We start from the raw sequence: 13,687 nt of genomic DNA, 5'->3' as shown, positions 1-13,687 counted from the left end.
GGGCCAACCACCGGGTGATGTTCTGTACCATTATTTCTGGGGCACTCCATGCAAAATTCTATCGGCGCACCAAAGCAGAGGCTCAGCCTCAGCGATCCCAAAGTGCGTGCGTGGCTATTTCAGATCATCACCATTGTGGCGGTGGTCTCGATGGGTTGGTACCTGTTCGACAATACACAGACCAACCTGCAACACCGGGGTATTACTTCCGGCTTCGACTTTCTTGAGCGCAGTGCCGGCTTCGGTATCGCTCAAACCCTGATCGACTACACCGAATCGGACAGCTATGCCCGGGTGTTTGTCATCGGCCTGCTCAACACCTTGCTGGTGACCTTCATTGGCGTGATCCTGGCAACGATCCTGGGGTTCATCGTTGGCGTTTCGCGGCTGTCGAAGAACTGGATCATCGCCAAGCTGGCGACCGTGTACGTGGAAGTCTTTCGCAACATTCCGCCGCTGCTGCAGATCCTGTTCTGGTATTTCGCGGTGTTCCTGACCCTGCCTGGGCCGCGTAACAGCCATAGCTTCGGCGACACCTTCTTCGTCAGCAGCCGTGGCCTGAATATGCCGGCCGCGTTGACGGCGGACGGCTTCTGGCCGTTTGTGGCCAGCATCGGCGTGGCCATTGTCGCCATCGTGCTGATGAGCCGCTGGGCCACCAGGCGCTTCGAAGCGACCGGTGTGCCGTTTCATAAATTCTGGGTGGGGCTGGCGCTGTTTCTGGCGATCCCGGCGCTCTGTGCGTTGATCTTCGGCACGCCGCTGCACTGGGAGCAGCCCAAACTGCAAGGCTTCAACTTCGTCGGTGGCTGGGTGCTGATCCCGGAACTGCTGGCGCTGACCCTGGCCTTGACCGTCTATACCGCGGCGTTCATCGCCGAGATCGTGCGTTCGGGCATCAAGTCGGTCAGCCATGGCCAGACCGAAGCGGCGCACTCCCTCGGTTTGCGCAACGGCCCGACCCTGCGCAAGGTGATCATTCCCCAGGCGCTGCGGGTGATCATTCCGCCGTTGACCAGCCAATACCTCAACCTGGCGAAGAACTCCTCGCTGGCGGCCGGTATCGGTTACCCGGAAATGGTCTCGCTGTTTGCCGGCACGGTGCTGAACCAGACCGGGCAGGCAATCGAGGTGATTGCCATCACCATGAGCGTGTACCTGGCGATCAGCATCAGCATTTCCTTGCTGATGAACTGGTACAACAAGCGCATTGCGCTGATCGAGCGGTAAGGAAAAGCGCATGAGCACTCATACCTTCAAACCGGATATGCCACCGCCGAGCAGCAGCATCGGCGTGGTGGCGTGGATGCGCGCCAACATGTTCTCCAGTTGGCTCAACACCCTGCTGACGCTGTTCGCGTTCTACCTGATCTACCTGGTGGTGCCGCCGATCCTGCAGTGGGCGATCATCGACGCCAACTGGGTCGGCACCACCCAGGCCGACTGCACCAAGGAAGGCGCCTGCTGGGTGTTCATCCAGCAGCGCTTCGGCCAGTTCATGTATGGCTACTACCCGGCGGAACTGCGCTGGCGCGTGGACCTGACCGTGTGGCTGGCGGTGATCGGTGTTGCACCGCTGTTCATCTCGCGCTTCCCGCGTAAAGCGGTGTATGGGCTGAGCTTCCTGGTGCTGTACCCGATCATTGCCTGGTGCCTGTTGCATGGCGGCGTTTTCGGCTTGACCCAGGTGGCGACCAGCCAATGGGGCGGCTTGATGCTGACCCTGGTGATCGCCACCGTCGGGATCGCCGGCGCGCTGCCGCTGGGCATCATCCTGGCCCTGGGGCGGCGCTCGAACATGCCGGCGATTCGGGTGGTCTGCGTGACCTTCATCGAGTTCTGGCGCGGCGTGCCATTGATCACAGTGCTGTTCATGTCCTCGGTGATGCTGCCGTTGTTCCTGCCTGAAGGCATGAACTTCGACAAGCTGCTGCGGGCGCTGATCGGGGTGATCCTGTTCCAGTCGGCCTACGTCGCCGAAGTGGTGCGTGGCGGCCTGCAAGCCATTCCCAAGGGGCAGTACGAAGCGGCTGCCGCGATGGGCCTGGGGTACTGGCGCAGCATGGGGCTGGTGATCCTGCCGCAAGCCTTGAAGCTGGTGATCCCCGGCATCGTCAACACCTTCATTGCCCTGTTCAAGGACACGAGCCTGGTGATCATCATTGGCCTGTTCGACTTGCTCAACAGCGTCAAGCAAGCCGCCGCCGACCCGAAATGGTTGGGCATGGCCACCGAGGGCTACGTGTTCGCGGCCCTGGTCTTCTGGATTTTCTGTTTTGGTATGTCGCGCTATTCCATGCACCTGGAACGCAAGCTCGACACTGGCCACAAGCGTTAGGAGTTCTGTAATGAGCGAAGCAAGCAAACAGCCGATGAGCCCTGAAGGCATTATTCAGATGCAGGGCGTGAACAAGTGGTACGGCCAGTTCCATGTGTTGAAAGACATCAACCTCAACGTCAAGCAGGGCGAGCGGATTGTCTTGTGCGGGCCTTCGGGGTCCGGCAAGTCGACCACCATTCGTTGCCTCAACCGCCTGGAAGAGCACCAGCAGGGGCGGATCGTGGTCGATGGTGTGGAGCTGACCAATGACCTCAAGCAGATCGAAACGGTGCGCCGTGAAGTCGGCATGGTGTTCCAGCACTTCAATCTGTTCCCGCACCTGACCATTTTGCAGAACTGCACCCTGGCACCGATGTGGGTGCGCAAGATGCCCAAGCGCAAGGCCGAGGAAATTGCCATGCATTACCTGGAGCGCGTGCGCATTCCGGAGCAGGCGCACAAGTTTCCGGGGCAACTGTCCGGTGGTCAGCAGCAGCGGGTGGCGATTGCCCGGGCGCTGTGCATGAAGCCGAAGATCATGCTGTTCGATGAGCCGACCTCGGCGCTCGATCCGGAGATGGTCAAGGAGGTGCTCGATACCATGATAGGCCTGGCCGAAGATGGTATGACCATGCTCTGTGTGACCCATGAGATGGGCTTTGCGCGGACGGTGGCGAATCGGGTGATCTTCATGGACAAGGGGGAGATTGTTGAGCAGGCGGCGCCGAATGACTTCTTCGACAATCCGCAGAATGAGCGGACCAAGTTGTTCTTGAGTCAGATTCTGCATTGATGGGAGTTGAGTGATGAGATAAACCCGGACGTGTTCCGGGTTTTTTTGGTCTGGTTTTTTGTGGGGCATATCCGTTGCTGTGGTAATGGCGGGTGAGGCGGCCTACGGGCCGGCCTGCTTTTTCTGGCTGGATTGTTTCAGTGGGATGTCATTGTGGGCGCGAGCCTGCTCGCGATGGCGATATCCGCCACACCATAGGTCTGGGGTAAACCCCCCGCAGCTGCCGAGCCCGCAGTCCTCGCCTCGCCATCAACCCTAACTTCCTCATTGCTCTACCGAGTCAAGCTGACTAACATGTCAAAAAAATTCATCCTATGATTGGATGAAAGGGCGAATTTGATGACAGACACTTCTCCACTGATTAAGCGTTCCCTGGTCGATCAGGCCCTGGAGCAATTGCGCCTACGCATCAACAACGGCAGTTGGACGGTTGGCCAGCGCCTGCCCACCGAGCCTGAGTTGGCGGCTGAGTTGGGGATCAGTCGCAATACCGTGCGTGAGGCCATGCGGGTGCTGGCGTTTTCCGGGTTGATTGAGATTCGCCAGGGTGACGGCAGTTATTTGCGGGCGGTGATCGATCCGTTGGATACGATGAAAGCCTTGTCCCGTTGCTCCCATGAGCAGGCCCGGGAGACCCGGCATATTCTCGAGGTGGAGGCCATTGGCCTGGCGGCGTTGCGTCGGACCGACGAGGACCTGGTGGCCCTGCGTGAAGCGCTGACAATCAGTGGTACCCACTATCACGGCGACCTTGATAGCCACATCGCCTGCGACATGGTGTTTCACCGCCGCCTGGTGGATGCCGCGCATAACCCCACCCTCAGTGAGCTGTACCGCTACTTCTCCAGCATCGTCAGCGCGCAGTTGCGTGAAACGTTGAACATCCTCCCCAGGCGTCAAGCCGTGTTCGATTTGCATGTCGATTTACTCGACGCCGTCGAGCAGCGCGATCCGGAGCGGGCCAAGGCCCTTTCCCGGCAGTTGATCAATGAGCCTTGAAACCGAGAATTCCATGTCCAGCCAACCGGCCAATACCCGCGATACCGTCTCCCCCAAGCGCTCGGCAGAGCTTGAAGAATTGCTGATCGATGCCGAGGCCGATGACGAGCAAGTCCAGCAGAGCCAACCGCTGTTGCGCCGACCCTGGTTGTTGCTGCTGGGGCTGATTCTGGTGGCGCTGAACCTGCGTCCAGCGCTGTCGAGCATGGCGCCGCTGCTCAGCGAGGTGTCGAAGAGTCTTGGCTTGTCGGCGGCCCAGGCCGGGTTGCTGACCACTTTGCCGGTGTTGTGCCTGGGCCTGTTTGCGCCCTTGGCGCCGATCCTGGCACGGCGTTTTGGTGCGGAGCGCGTGGTGTTGGGGATTCTCCTGACCCTGGCGGGCGGGATCATCCTGCGCAGTTCGTTTGGTGAGGTCGGCCTGTTTGCCGGGAGCATCCTGGCCGGCGCCAGCATTGGGGTGATCGGCGTGTTGCTGCCGGGCATCGTCAAGCGCGATTTTGCCAAGCACGCCGGCACCATGACCGGCGTCTACACCATGGCCCTGTGCCTGGGCGCCGCCATGGCCGCCGGAGCCTCGGTGCCCTTGAGCGAGCACTTTGACCAGGATTGGGCCGTGGGCCTGGGGTTCTGGGGGATTCCGGCACTGCTGGCGGCGCTGTTCTGGCTGCCGCAGGTGGGGCCAAGACACGGCGCCCACAACGTCGCGTATCGGGTGCGCGGGCTGCTGCGTGACCCGCTGGCCTGGCAAGTGACCCTGTACATGGGCCTGCAGTCGTCGCTGGCCTACATCGTCTTTGGCTGGTTGCCGTCGATTCTGATCGGCCGTGGCCTGACGCCGACCCAGGCCGGGCTGGTGCTGTCGGGTTCGGTGATTGTGCAGTTGGCCAGTTCCCTGGCCGCTCCCTGGCTGGCCACGCGGGGCAAGGACCAGCGCCTGGCGATCGTGGTGGTGATGCTGATGACCCTGGGCGGGCTGTTCGGTTGCCTGTATGCGCCGATCGAAGGCTTGTGGGGCTGGGCGATCCTGCTGGGCCTGGGGCAGGGCGCAACCTTCGCCCTGGCGCTGACCCTGATTGTGCTGCGCTCGCGCGATGCCCATGTGGCGGCCAATCTGTCGAGCATGGCCCAGGGGTTCGGCTACACCCTGGCGTCCATGGGGCCGTTTGCGGTCGGTCTGGTGCACGACTGGACCGGAGGGTGGACCGCGCTGGGCTGGATTTTCGGGGTGATTGGCCTGGGTGCGATCATCGCCGGGCTGGGGGCTGGGCGTGCACGGTACGTGCAGGTCGAAAGCGAACGGGTGTGACGGCGTCGCACTGGCGGTATTTGCCCGGCGAATGCCAGTAGTGTTCCCAAGGTTTGCGGACTATCGTGCAGGTACCTTTCGAAGCCATTTTCCAATGCAGGGAGCCTGCCCATGAGTGACGTCAATCGCGCCGTGATCACCGAGTTCTATCAAGCCTTCCAGCGCCTGGATGCCGAGGCCATGAGCGCCTGCTACAGCGAGGATGTGCTGTTCAGTGACCCGGCCTTTGGCGAGCTGCGCGGGCGTGATGCCGGTGACATGTGGCGAATGCTCACCACCCGGGCCAAGGACTTTTCCCTGACCTTCGACAGCGTGCAGGCCGACGAGCGCAGTGGCAGCGCGCACTGGGTTGCTCGCTACCTGTTCAGCCAGACCGGCAACACCGTGGTCAACGACATCCAGGCGCGCTTCGTCCTGCGTGACGGCAAGATCTGCGAGCACCACGACTCCTTTGATCTGTGGCGCTGGTCGCGCCAGGCATTGGGTGTCAAAGGTCTGCTCCTGGGCTGGACGCCGCTGGTGGGCAATGCGGTGCGCAAGCAGGCACTCAAAGGCTTGAGGGCATTCCAGGCCAGTCGCTGATAAGATCGGCAGCTGTTTTCCTTCAAGTCCTGAACGTCCCGTGAACAGCCCCGACCAATCCCCTGTCGACCCCGCGATGCCCGTGAGCAAACCCTGGTTCGTCTACCTCGTGCGCGCGGCCAATGGCGCGTTGTATTGCGGCATCAGCGACGATCCGCTCAAGCGCTTCGCCAAACACCAGAGCGGCAAGGGCGCACGGTTTTTTCTCTCAAGCCCGGCGATGGCGTTGGTCTATACCGAGGCCTGCCGCGACAAGCGTGAAGCGTTGCGCCAGGAACGCCTGATCAAGAAGCTGCGCAAGAGCGCCAAGGAATGCCTGGTGGCGGCTTATCACCCTGACTGATGAGTTCCCATCAGGCAGATGGGTAGGCTGCTATTCGATTGCGAGTTAAGCTGCTGGCTTCTCACATCAGCGGCGGATTGTGTATGTCAGAGTTGATTCTTCACCATTACCCAACTTCTCCTTTTGCAGAAAAGGCGCGGCTGTTGCTGGGCTTCAAGGGGTTGTCCTGGCGCTCGGTGAACATCTCGCCGGTGATGCCCAAGCCTGACCTCACGGCCTTGACCGGTGGCTACCGCCGCACGCCGGTGCTGCAGATCGGTGCCGATATCTATTGCGATACTGCGCTGATCGCCCGCCGACTGGAGCAGCAGAAGGCCCTGCCGGCGTTCTTCCCAGAAGGTCAGGAAATGGTCAGCGCCACGGTCGCTGCCTGGGCCGACTCGGTGGTGTTCCAGCATGCGGTCAGCCTGGTGTTCCAGCCGGAATCGATCGCGGTACGCTTCGGCAAGTTGTCACCGGAGGCGGTGAAGGCCTTTGTCGCCGACCGTGCCGGGCTGTTCAGCGGTGGTAGCGCCACCCGGCTGTCGGCGGACCAGGCCCGTCATCAATGGCCGACGATCATGGCGCGCCTGGAGCAGCAACTGCAGCGTGATGGCGACTACCTGTTCGGCGAACCCTCGATTGCCGACTTCGCCCTGGCCCATCCGCTGTGGTTCTTGAAGGCCACGCCCGTGACTTCGCCCTTGGTCGATGCCTACCCGACAGTCTCGGCCTGGCTGACCCGGGTCCTGGGTTTCGGTCATGGTGCGTTCAGTGATATGAGTGCAGAAGAAGCCCTGCAGGTGGCGCGGGATTCAACCCCGGCGGCCCTGCCGGATGAACCGTTCAACGAACCGAATGGTTTTACCGCAGGCCAGCAGGTGGTGATCGCGGCAACCGACTATGGGGTTGATCCGGTGGCCGGCGAGTTGTTGTTTGCCGGCAGCGAAGAGTTGATCCTGCGTCGCGAAGACCCGCGTGGTGGGGTGGTGCATGTGCACTTCCCGCGGTTGGGTTTCCGCATCGAGGCTTGCTAACGGCAACGGTTCGCCGCCTGCGGTGCAGGTGGCGATTTTCTGAGCGGGTTTATTTCAACGCCGCCAGAATTGCTTCGGGCTCATACCCGCGAATCAGCGTGCCGTTCACGTCCAGTACCGGAATGCCGCGCCCGCCCAGGGCCTCATAGGCCTTGCGCGCCTCGGCATCTTTCTCGATGTCGTATTCCTTGAACGGTACGCCCTTCTGGTCAAGGAAGCGCCGGGTCAGCTTGCAGTAGCCGCACCAGTCGGTGGCGTAGAGCACCACCCGGGCGTTGGCCCGGACCTGTTCGGCGACTACCTGCGAGGGGTTGAACCACCGCTCGATCTTGCCCCAGTTCTGATAGACCACCAGCACCAGCACAATCAGCAGGACCTTCTTCAGTGCGCCTGCGAGCATCAGTTGCGACGCTTGAGCTGGTCGGTGAGGGAGGTCGGCAGGCCCTTGATGACCAGGGTGCCGGCTTCTTCGTCGTACTCGATCTTGGAGCCCAGCAGGTGCGCTTCGAAGCTGATGGACAGGCCTTCGGCGCGGCCGGTGAAACGGCGGAACTGGTTGAGGGTGCGTTTGTCCGCCGGGATCTCCGGTGACAGGCCGTAGTCCTTGTTGCGGATGTGATCGTAGAAGGCTTTTGGACGTTCTTCGTCGATCAGTTCGGACAGCTCCTCCAGGCCCATGGGCTCACCCAGCTTGGCCTGGCTGCTGGCGTAGTCGACCAAGGTCTTGGTCTTCTCGCGGGCGGAGTCTTCCGGCAGGTCTTCACTTTCGACGAAGTCGCTGAAGGCCTTGAGCAGGGTGCGGGTTTCGCCTGGCCCGTCGACGCCTTCCTGGCAGCCGATGAAGTCGCGGAAGTACTCCGAAACCTTTTTCCCGTTCTTGCCTTTGATGAACGAAATGTACTGCTTGGACTGCTTGTTGTTCTGCCACTCGGAGAGGTTGATCCGTGCGGCCAGGTGCAACTGGCCCAGGTCCAGGTGCCGGGACGGGGTCACGTCGAGCTGGTCGGTCACGGCCACGCCTTCACTGTGGTGCAGCAGGGCGATGGCCAGGTAGTCGGTCATGCCTTGCTGGTAGTGGGCGAACAGGACGTGGCCGCCGGTCGACAGGTTGGACTCCTCCATCAGCTTTTGCAGGTGCTCCACGGCAATGCGGCTGAAGGCGGTGAAATCCTGGCCACCGTCGAGGTACTCCTTCAGCCAGCCGCTGAACGGATGTGCGCCGGACTCGGCGTGGAACAAACCCCAAGCCTTGCCTTGCTTGGCGTTGTAGCTCTCGTTGAGGTCGGCAAGCATATTCTCGATGGCGGCGGATTCGGCCAGTTCCGAGTCGCGGGCGTGTAGCACTGCGGGTGTGCCGTCGGGTTTTTTGTCGATCAGGTGGACGATGCAATGACGGATCGGCATGGGCTTCTCGGCTGTATGAATGGAGGAGGGCGTGCTCCCCCGAAAAAGTGCCCAGTGTACCGCACCTGCTGGTTTTGGCGGTGCTCGAAGGGGCTGGGAGACAGGACATCCCGGGCTTATGCGCTTTTTTGCGGATTTAGAGCAATAAAGCTGACCAAATGGGTAGGTAGAGGCGGATATTTCCCCGTCTCTGTGCTAGTTTTGCCCGGTCTTACGCGAAGTCACTGCGTTAAGCGTGCATTCAGCATTTGTCAGGTCGAACCAAACCCTGATTTCGGTATCTATAACCCCGACCCGTCGGTGTTGTAGCCGAGGGTGCCAGATCCAGAAGATCGGGCTCGATGGCTGACACTGCACTCTGCAATCCATATGAATTTGATAGGGAAGGAACACTACATGGCTCTTACTAAAGACCAACTGATCGCCGATATCGCTGAAGCTATCGACGCGCCTAAAACCACCGCGCGTAACGCTCTGGACCAACTGGGCCAAATCGTTGCTGATCAACTGGAAAACGGCGGTGAAATCACCCTGCCAGGTATCGGTAAGCTGAAAGTGACCGAGCGTCCTGCCCGTACCGGCCGCAACCCTTCGACTGGCGCTGCCATCGAAATCGCTGCCAAAAAAGTTATCAAGCTGGTTGTGGCTAAAGGCCTGACCGACGCTGTTAACAAGTAAGACGCATAAAAAAGAGCCGCGCCTCGGAGCGATCCGGGCGCGGCTTTTTTGTGCCTGCAGCAATGTGGCCGGCAAGGCTCAGCTTTTGCGAACCCAGCGCTCGCGCCAGACGTGCTGCTCGGATTTGGTCTGGAAGGTCCAGGCGACAAAGCGGCTTTGCTTTTGCCCCTGGGACATTTCCACGACCTGGCTCTCCAGCACGCCGGCCTTTTTCAGTGCGGTCTGGATGGCGGGCAGGTTTGACGCTTTCGAGACCAGGGTACTGAACCACAGCACCTTGTGTTGAAAGTGTGCGCTTTCGGCGATCAGTTGCGTCACGAACCGCGCTTCACCGCCTTCACACCACAACTCGGCGGACTGCCCGCCAAAGTTCAGCACCGGCAGTTTGCGTTTCGGATCGGCACGGCCCAGGGCACGCCATTTACGCTCGCTGCCCTTGGTCGCCTCGTCCATCGAGGCATGGAACGGCGGGTTGCACATGGTCAGGTCAAACCGTTCGCCCGGTTCCAGCAAGCCCAGCAGGATGTGCTTGGGATTGGTTTGCTGGCGCAGTTGGATGGCTTTGTTGAGGCCGTTGGATTGCACAATGGCTTTGGCGGCAGCCACGGCGGTCGGGTCGATTTCCGAACCGAGGAAATGCCAGCGGTAATCACTGTAGCCAATCAAGGGATAGACGCAGTTGGCGCCCATGCCGATGTCGAGCACCTTGACCGGTGCGCCGCGAGGGATCTCACCGTCGTTGACGCTGGCCAGCAGGTCGGCGAGAAAGTGCACGTAGTCGGCACGCCCCGGAACCGGTGGGCACAGGTAGTCGGCAGGGATGTCCCAATGGGCGATGCCGTAGAACGCCTTGAGCAACGCCCGGTTGAACACCCGCACCGCATCCGGGCTTGCGAAGTCGATGCTCTCTTTGCCATAGGGGTTGATGATCACGAACTTCGCCAGTTCCGGCGTGGTCTTGATCAGTGCCGGGAAGTCGTAACGGCCCTGGTGGCGGTTGCGCGGGTGCAGGCTGGCCTTCTCGCGGGGCTCCACGGCTTTGGCCGGGGTCGCGGCAGCAGGCTTTTTGCGCGCAGGTCTTGGTGTGCGGGGGGTGGTCATGGGCGTTGTCGATTCGGGTGTGGCTGAAAGAGGCGGGCATTGTCCCACATCCAGGCGCTGTGAATGCAATTGTGAAGATCAGCACGAATCCCTGTGGGAGCGGGCTTGCCCGCGATGGCGATCTGTCAGTCACATCAATGTTGAATATGAGGGCCTCATCGCGGGCAAGCCCGCTCCCACAGGGTGTTGTGGTGTTTGTGGGCAAGTGGCGGGCATAAAAAAGGGAGACCACACGGGCCTCCCTGTTTTATTGCGGTTTGCCGTTACAGGCTGGCAATCCGCGCGTGTTGCTCGGCCAGCTTGCCCAGAGCCTGTTCGGCTTCGGCCAGTTTGGCGCGTTCTTTCTCGATGACTTCGGCCGGGGCCTTGTCAACGAAGCCAGCGTTGGACAGCTTGCCGCCGACACGTTGCACTTCACCTTGCAGGCGCTGGATTTCCTTGTCCAGACGGGCGAGTTCCGCACCCTTGTCGATCAGGCCGGCCATCGGCACCAGCACTTCCATCTCGCCGACCAGCGCGGTGGCCGACAGTGGCGCTTCTTCGCCGGCCGCCAATACGGTGATGGACTCCAGCTTGGCCAGCTTTTTCAGCAGGACTTCGTTTTCGCTCAGGCGACGCTGGTCTTCGGCGCTGACGTTCTTCAGGAAGATCGGCAGGGGTTTGCCCGGGCCGATGTTCATCTCGCCGCGAATGTTGCGTGTGCCCAGCATCAGGCCCTTGAGCCATTCGATGTCGTCTTCGGCCGCCTGGTCGATGCGTGCTTCGTTGGCCACTGGCCAAGGTTGCAGCATGATGGTCTTGCCGTCGATGCCGGCCAGTGGCGCGATGCGCTGCCAGATTTCTTCGGTGATGAACGGCATGAACGGGTGCGCCAGGCGCAGCGCCACTTCCAGCACGCGCACCAGGGTGCGACGGGTGCCGCGCTGGCGTTCGATCGGGCCGTTTTCGTCCCACAGCACGGGCTTGGACAGTTCCAGGTACCAGTCGCAATACTGGTTCCAGATGAACTCGTACAGGGCCTGTGCGGCCAGGTCGAAGCGGAACTGGTCGAGTTGGCGGGTCACTTCGGCTTCGGTGCGCTGCAACTGGGAGATGATCCAGCGATCGGCCAGCGACAGCTCGTAGGCTTCGCCGTTCTGGCCGCAGTCTTCGCCCTTGTCCAGGACGTAGCGCGCAGCGTTCCAGATTTTGTTGCAGAAGTTGCGATAGCCTTCGACGCGGCCCATGTCGAACTTGATGTCGCGACCGGTGGACGCCAGGGAGCAGAAGGTGAAGCGCAGGGCGTCGGTGCCGTAGCTGGCGATGCCGTCGGCAAACTCGTCGCGGGTCTGCTTCTCGATCTTTTTCGCCAGCTTCGGCTGCATCAGGCCGCTGGTGCGTTTTTGCACCAGGGTTTCCAGGTCGATGCCGTCGATGATATCCAGCGGGTCAAGGACGTTGCCCTTGGACTTGGACATCTTCTGGCCCTGGCCGTCGCGCACCAGGCCGTGTACGTACACGGTCTTGAACGGTACCTGTGGCGTGCCGTCTTCGTTCTTCACCAAGTGCATGGTGAGCATGATCATCCGGGCAACCCAGAAGAAAATGATGTCGAAGCCGGTCACCAGTACGTCGGTGGAGTGGAACTTCTTGAGGAACTCGGTCTGTTGCGGCCAGCCGAGGGTGGAGAAGGTCCACAGGCCCGAGCTGAACCAGGTGTCGAGGACGTCGTTGTCCTGCTGCAGGGCAACGTCGGGACCGAGGTTGTGCTTGGCGCGCACTTCGGCTTCGTCGCGACCGACGTAGACCTTGCCCGACTCGTCGTACCAGGCCGGAATCCGGTGGCCCCACCACAGCTGACGGCTGATGCACCAGTCCTGGATGTCGCGCATCCACGAGAAGTACATGTTTTCGTACTGTTTGGGGACGAACTGGATGCGACCGTCTTCCACGGCGGCAATCGCAGGCTCGGCCAGTGGTTTGGTGGACACGTACCACTGGTCGGTCAGCCACGGTTCGATGATGGTGCCGGAGCGGTCGCCTTTCGGCACTTTCAGGCCGTGATCATCAACGCTGACCAGCAGGCCGGCGGCGTCGAATGCAGCGACGATCTGCTTGCGCGCTTCGAAACGGTCGAGGCCGGCGTATTCGGCCGGGATCTTGCCGTCGATGCTTTCGTTGAGCGTACCGTCGAGGTTGAACACCTGGCAGGCAGGCAGCACTGCGGCGTTCTTGTCGAAGATGTTGAGCAGCGGCAGGTTGTGGCGCTTGCCGACTTCGTAGTCGTTGAAATCGTGGGCCGGGGTGATTTTCACACAGCCGGTGCCGAACTCAGGATCACAGTAATCGTCAGCGATGATCGGGATACGGCGGCCAACCAGCGGCAGCTCGACGAATTGGCCGATCAGGGCCTTGTAGCGTTCATCGTTCGGGTTAACGGCCACGGCGGAGTCGCCGAGCATGGTTTCCGGGCGAGTGGTCGCGACGATCAGGAAATCGTTGCCTTCAGCGGTCTTGGCGCCGTCGGCCAGCGGGTACTTGAGGTTCCACAGGAAGCCTTTCTCGTCGTGGTTTTCCACTTCGAGGTCGGAAATCGCCGTGTGCAGCTTGGTGTCCCAGTTGACCAGGCGCTTGCCGCGGTAGATCAGGCCGTCTTCGTGCAGGCGCACGAACGCTTCCTTGACCGCTTCCGAGAGGCCGTCGTCCATGGTGAAGCGCTCGCGGCTCCAGTCCACCGACGAGCCGAGCCGACGGATCTGACGGCTGATGTTGCCACCGGACTCATCTTTCCATTCCCAGACCTTTTCCAGGAATTTCTCACGGCCCAGGTCGTGGCGGCTTTGGCCTTTGGCTTCGAGCTGACGCTCCACCAGCATCTGGGTGGCGATACCGGCGTGGTCGGTGCCCGGCTGCCACAGGGTGTTGCGACCCTGCATGCGGCGGAAACGGATCAGGGCGTCCATGATCGCGTTGTTGAAGCCATGGCCCATGTGCAGGCTGCCGGTGACGTTCGGCGGCGGAATCATGATGGTGTAGGAATCGCCCGCGCCTTGCGGGGCGAAGTAGTTCTCGGACTCCCAGGTGTTGTACCAGGAAGTTTCAATGGCGTGCGGCTGGTAGGTCTTATCCATGCGCGGCGGGACCCTATTGGCATTTATTCAGGAAA

The 13,687-nt window shown here is 61.2% G+C and carries 13 protein-coding genes; 9 read left to right on the top strand and 4 right to left on the bottom strand.

Features of this window, described 5'->3' with window-relative positions; all coding sequences use genetic code 11:
* The first annotated feature begins 48 nt into the window (after positions 1-48).
* The 8 genes from AACY45_RS11790 to AACY45_RS11755 all read left to right on the top strand — a co-directional run bounded on the left by AACY45_RS11790 (position 49) and on the right by AACY45_RS11755 (position 7,359).
* A complete protein-coding gene (locus AACY45_RS11790) occupies positions 49-1,230 on the top strand; it encodes an amino acid ABC transporter permease (protein ID WP_339545624.1) in 1,182 nt (393 codons plus the stop codon).
* Positions 1,231-1,240: 10 nt separating this feature from the next.
* On the top strand, positions 1,241-2,338 hold the full coding sequence (locus tag AACY45_RS11785; protein ID WP_339545623.1) for an amino acid ABC transporter permease: 1,098 nt from the start codon (positions 1,241-1,243) through the stop codon (positions 2,336-2,338).
* Positions 2,339-2,348: 10 nt separating this feature from the next.
* Positions 2,349-3,113 (top strand): amino acid ABC transporter ATP-binding protein, encoded by a 765-nt coding sequence (locus AACY45_RS11780; protein ID WP_339545622.1) that lies wholly within the window; start codon positions 2,349-2,351, stop codon positions 3,111-3,113.
* Between the two features lie 339 nt (positions 3,114-3,452).
* Positions 3,453-4,112 (top strand): FadR/GntR family transcriptional regulator, encoded by a 660-nt coding sequence (locus AACY45_RS11775; RefSeq protein ID WP_339545621.1) that lies wholly within the window; start codon positions 3,453-3,455, stop codon positions 4,110-4,112.
* Positions 4,102-5,418, top strand: a complete 1,317-nt coding sequence (locus AACY45_RS11770; RefSeq protein WP_339545620.1) for a CynX/NimT family MFS transporter — start codon at positions 4,102-4,104, stop codon at positions 5,416-5,418. Before AACY45_RS11775 ends, AACY45_RS11770 begins: the two co-directional genes overlap by 11 nt.
* A 111-nt stretch (positions 5,419-5,529) precedes the next feature.
* A complete protein-coding gene (locus AACY45_RS11765; RefSeq protein ID WP_339545619.1) occupies positions 5,530-6,000 on the top strand; it encodes a nuclear transport factor 2 family protein in 471 nt (156 codons plus the stop codon).
* Positions 6,001-6,076: 76 nt separating this feature from the next.
* Positions 6,077-6,343 (top strand): GIY-YIG nuclease family protein, encoded by a 267-nt coding sequence (locus tag AACY45_RS11760; protein ID WP_339545774.1) that lies wholly within the window; start codon positions 6,077-6,079, stop codon positions 6,341-6,343.
* Between the two features lie 83 nt (positions 6,344-6,426).
* The gene (locus AACY45_RS11755; RefSeq protein WP_339545618.1) at positions 6,427-7,359 is read left to right on the top strand and encodes a glutathione S-transferase family protein; all 933 of its coding nucleotides are present in this window, start codon (positions 6,427-6,429) and stop codon (positions 7,357-7,359) included.
* A 49-nt stretch (positions 7,360-7,408) separates the two neighbouring features.
* Here AACY45_RS11755 and AACY45_RS11750 read toward each other — a convergent pair whose 3' ends face one another.
* Positions 7,409-7,759 carry a glutaredoxin family protein gene (locus tag AACY45_RS11750; RefSeq protein WP_339545617.1) on the bottom strand — a complete coding sequence of 117 codons (351 nt, stop codon included), beginning with the start codon at positions 7,757-7,759 and terminating at the stop codon, positions 7,409-7,411.
* Positions 7,759-8,763 carry a nucleoid-associated protein YejK gene (gene yejK, locus AACY45_RS11745; protein ID WP_339545616.1) on the bottom strand — a complete coding sequence of 335 codons (1,005 nt, stop codon included), beginning with the start codon at positions 8,761-8,763 and terminating at the stop codon, positions 7,759-7,761. Before yejK ends, AACY45_RS11750 begins: the two co-directional genes overlap by 1 nt.
* A gap of 396 nt (positions 8,764-9,159) precedes the next feature.
* Here yejK and AACY45_RS11740 point away from each other — a divergent pair, with 396 nt between their 5' ends.
* Positions 9,160-9,441: an HU family DNA-binding protein gene (locus AACY45_RS11740; RefSeq protein ID WP_007905514.1), complete on the top strand. Its 282-nt coding sequence runs from the start codon at positions 9,160-9,162 to the stop codon at positions 9,439-9,441.
* 78 nt (positions 9,442-9,519) lie between these two features.
* Here AACY45_RS11740 and rlmF read toward each other — a convergent pair whose 3' ends face one another.
* Both rlmF and AACY45_RS11730 read right to left on the bottom strand, forming a co-directional pair.
* A complete protein-coding gene (gene rlmF, locus AACY45_RS11735; protein WP_339545614.1) occupies positions 9,520-10,542 on the bottom strand; it encodes a 23S rRNA (adenine(1618)-N(6))-methyltransferase RlmF in 1,023 nt (340 codons plus the stop codon).
* 263 nt (positions 10,543-10,805) lie between these two features.
* A complete protein-coding gene (locus AACY45_RS11730) occupies positions 10,806-13,652 on the bottom strand; it encodes a valine--tRNA ligase (RefSeq protein WP_339545613.1) in 2,847 nt (948 codons plus the stop codon).
* Between the last annotated feature and the right edge of the window lie 35 nt (positions 13,653-13,687).

Origin of the sequence: Pseudomonas sp. RA_35y_Pfl2_P32 (assembly GCF_963970735.1) — a bacterium.
Taxonomy (GTDB): Bacteria; Pseudomonadota; Gammaproteobacteria; order Pseudomonadales; family Pseudomonadaceae; genus Aquipseudomonas.
This window is presented reverse-complemented; position numbering and strand designations above follow the sequence as displayed.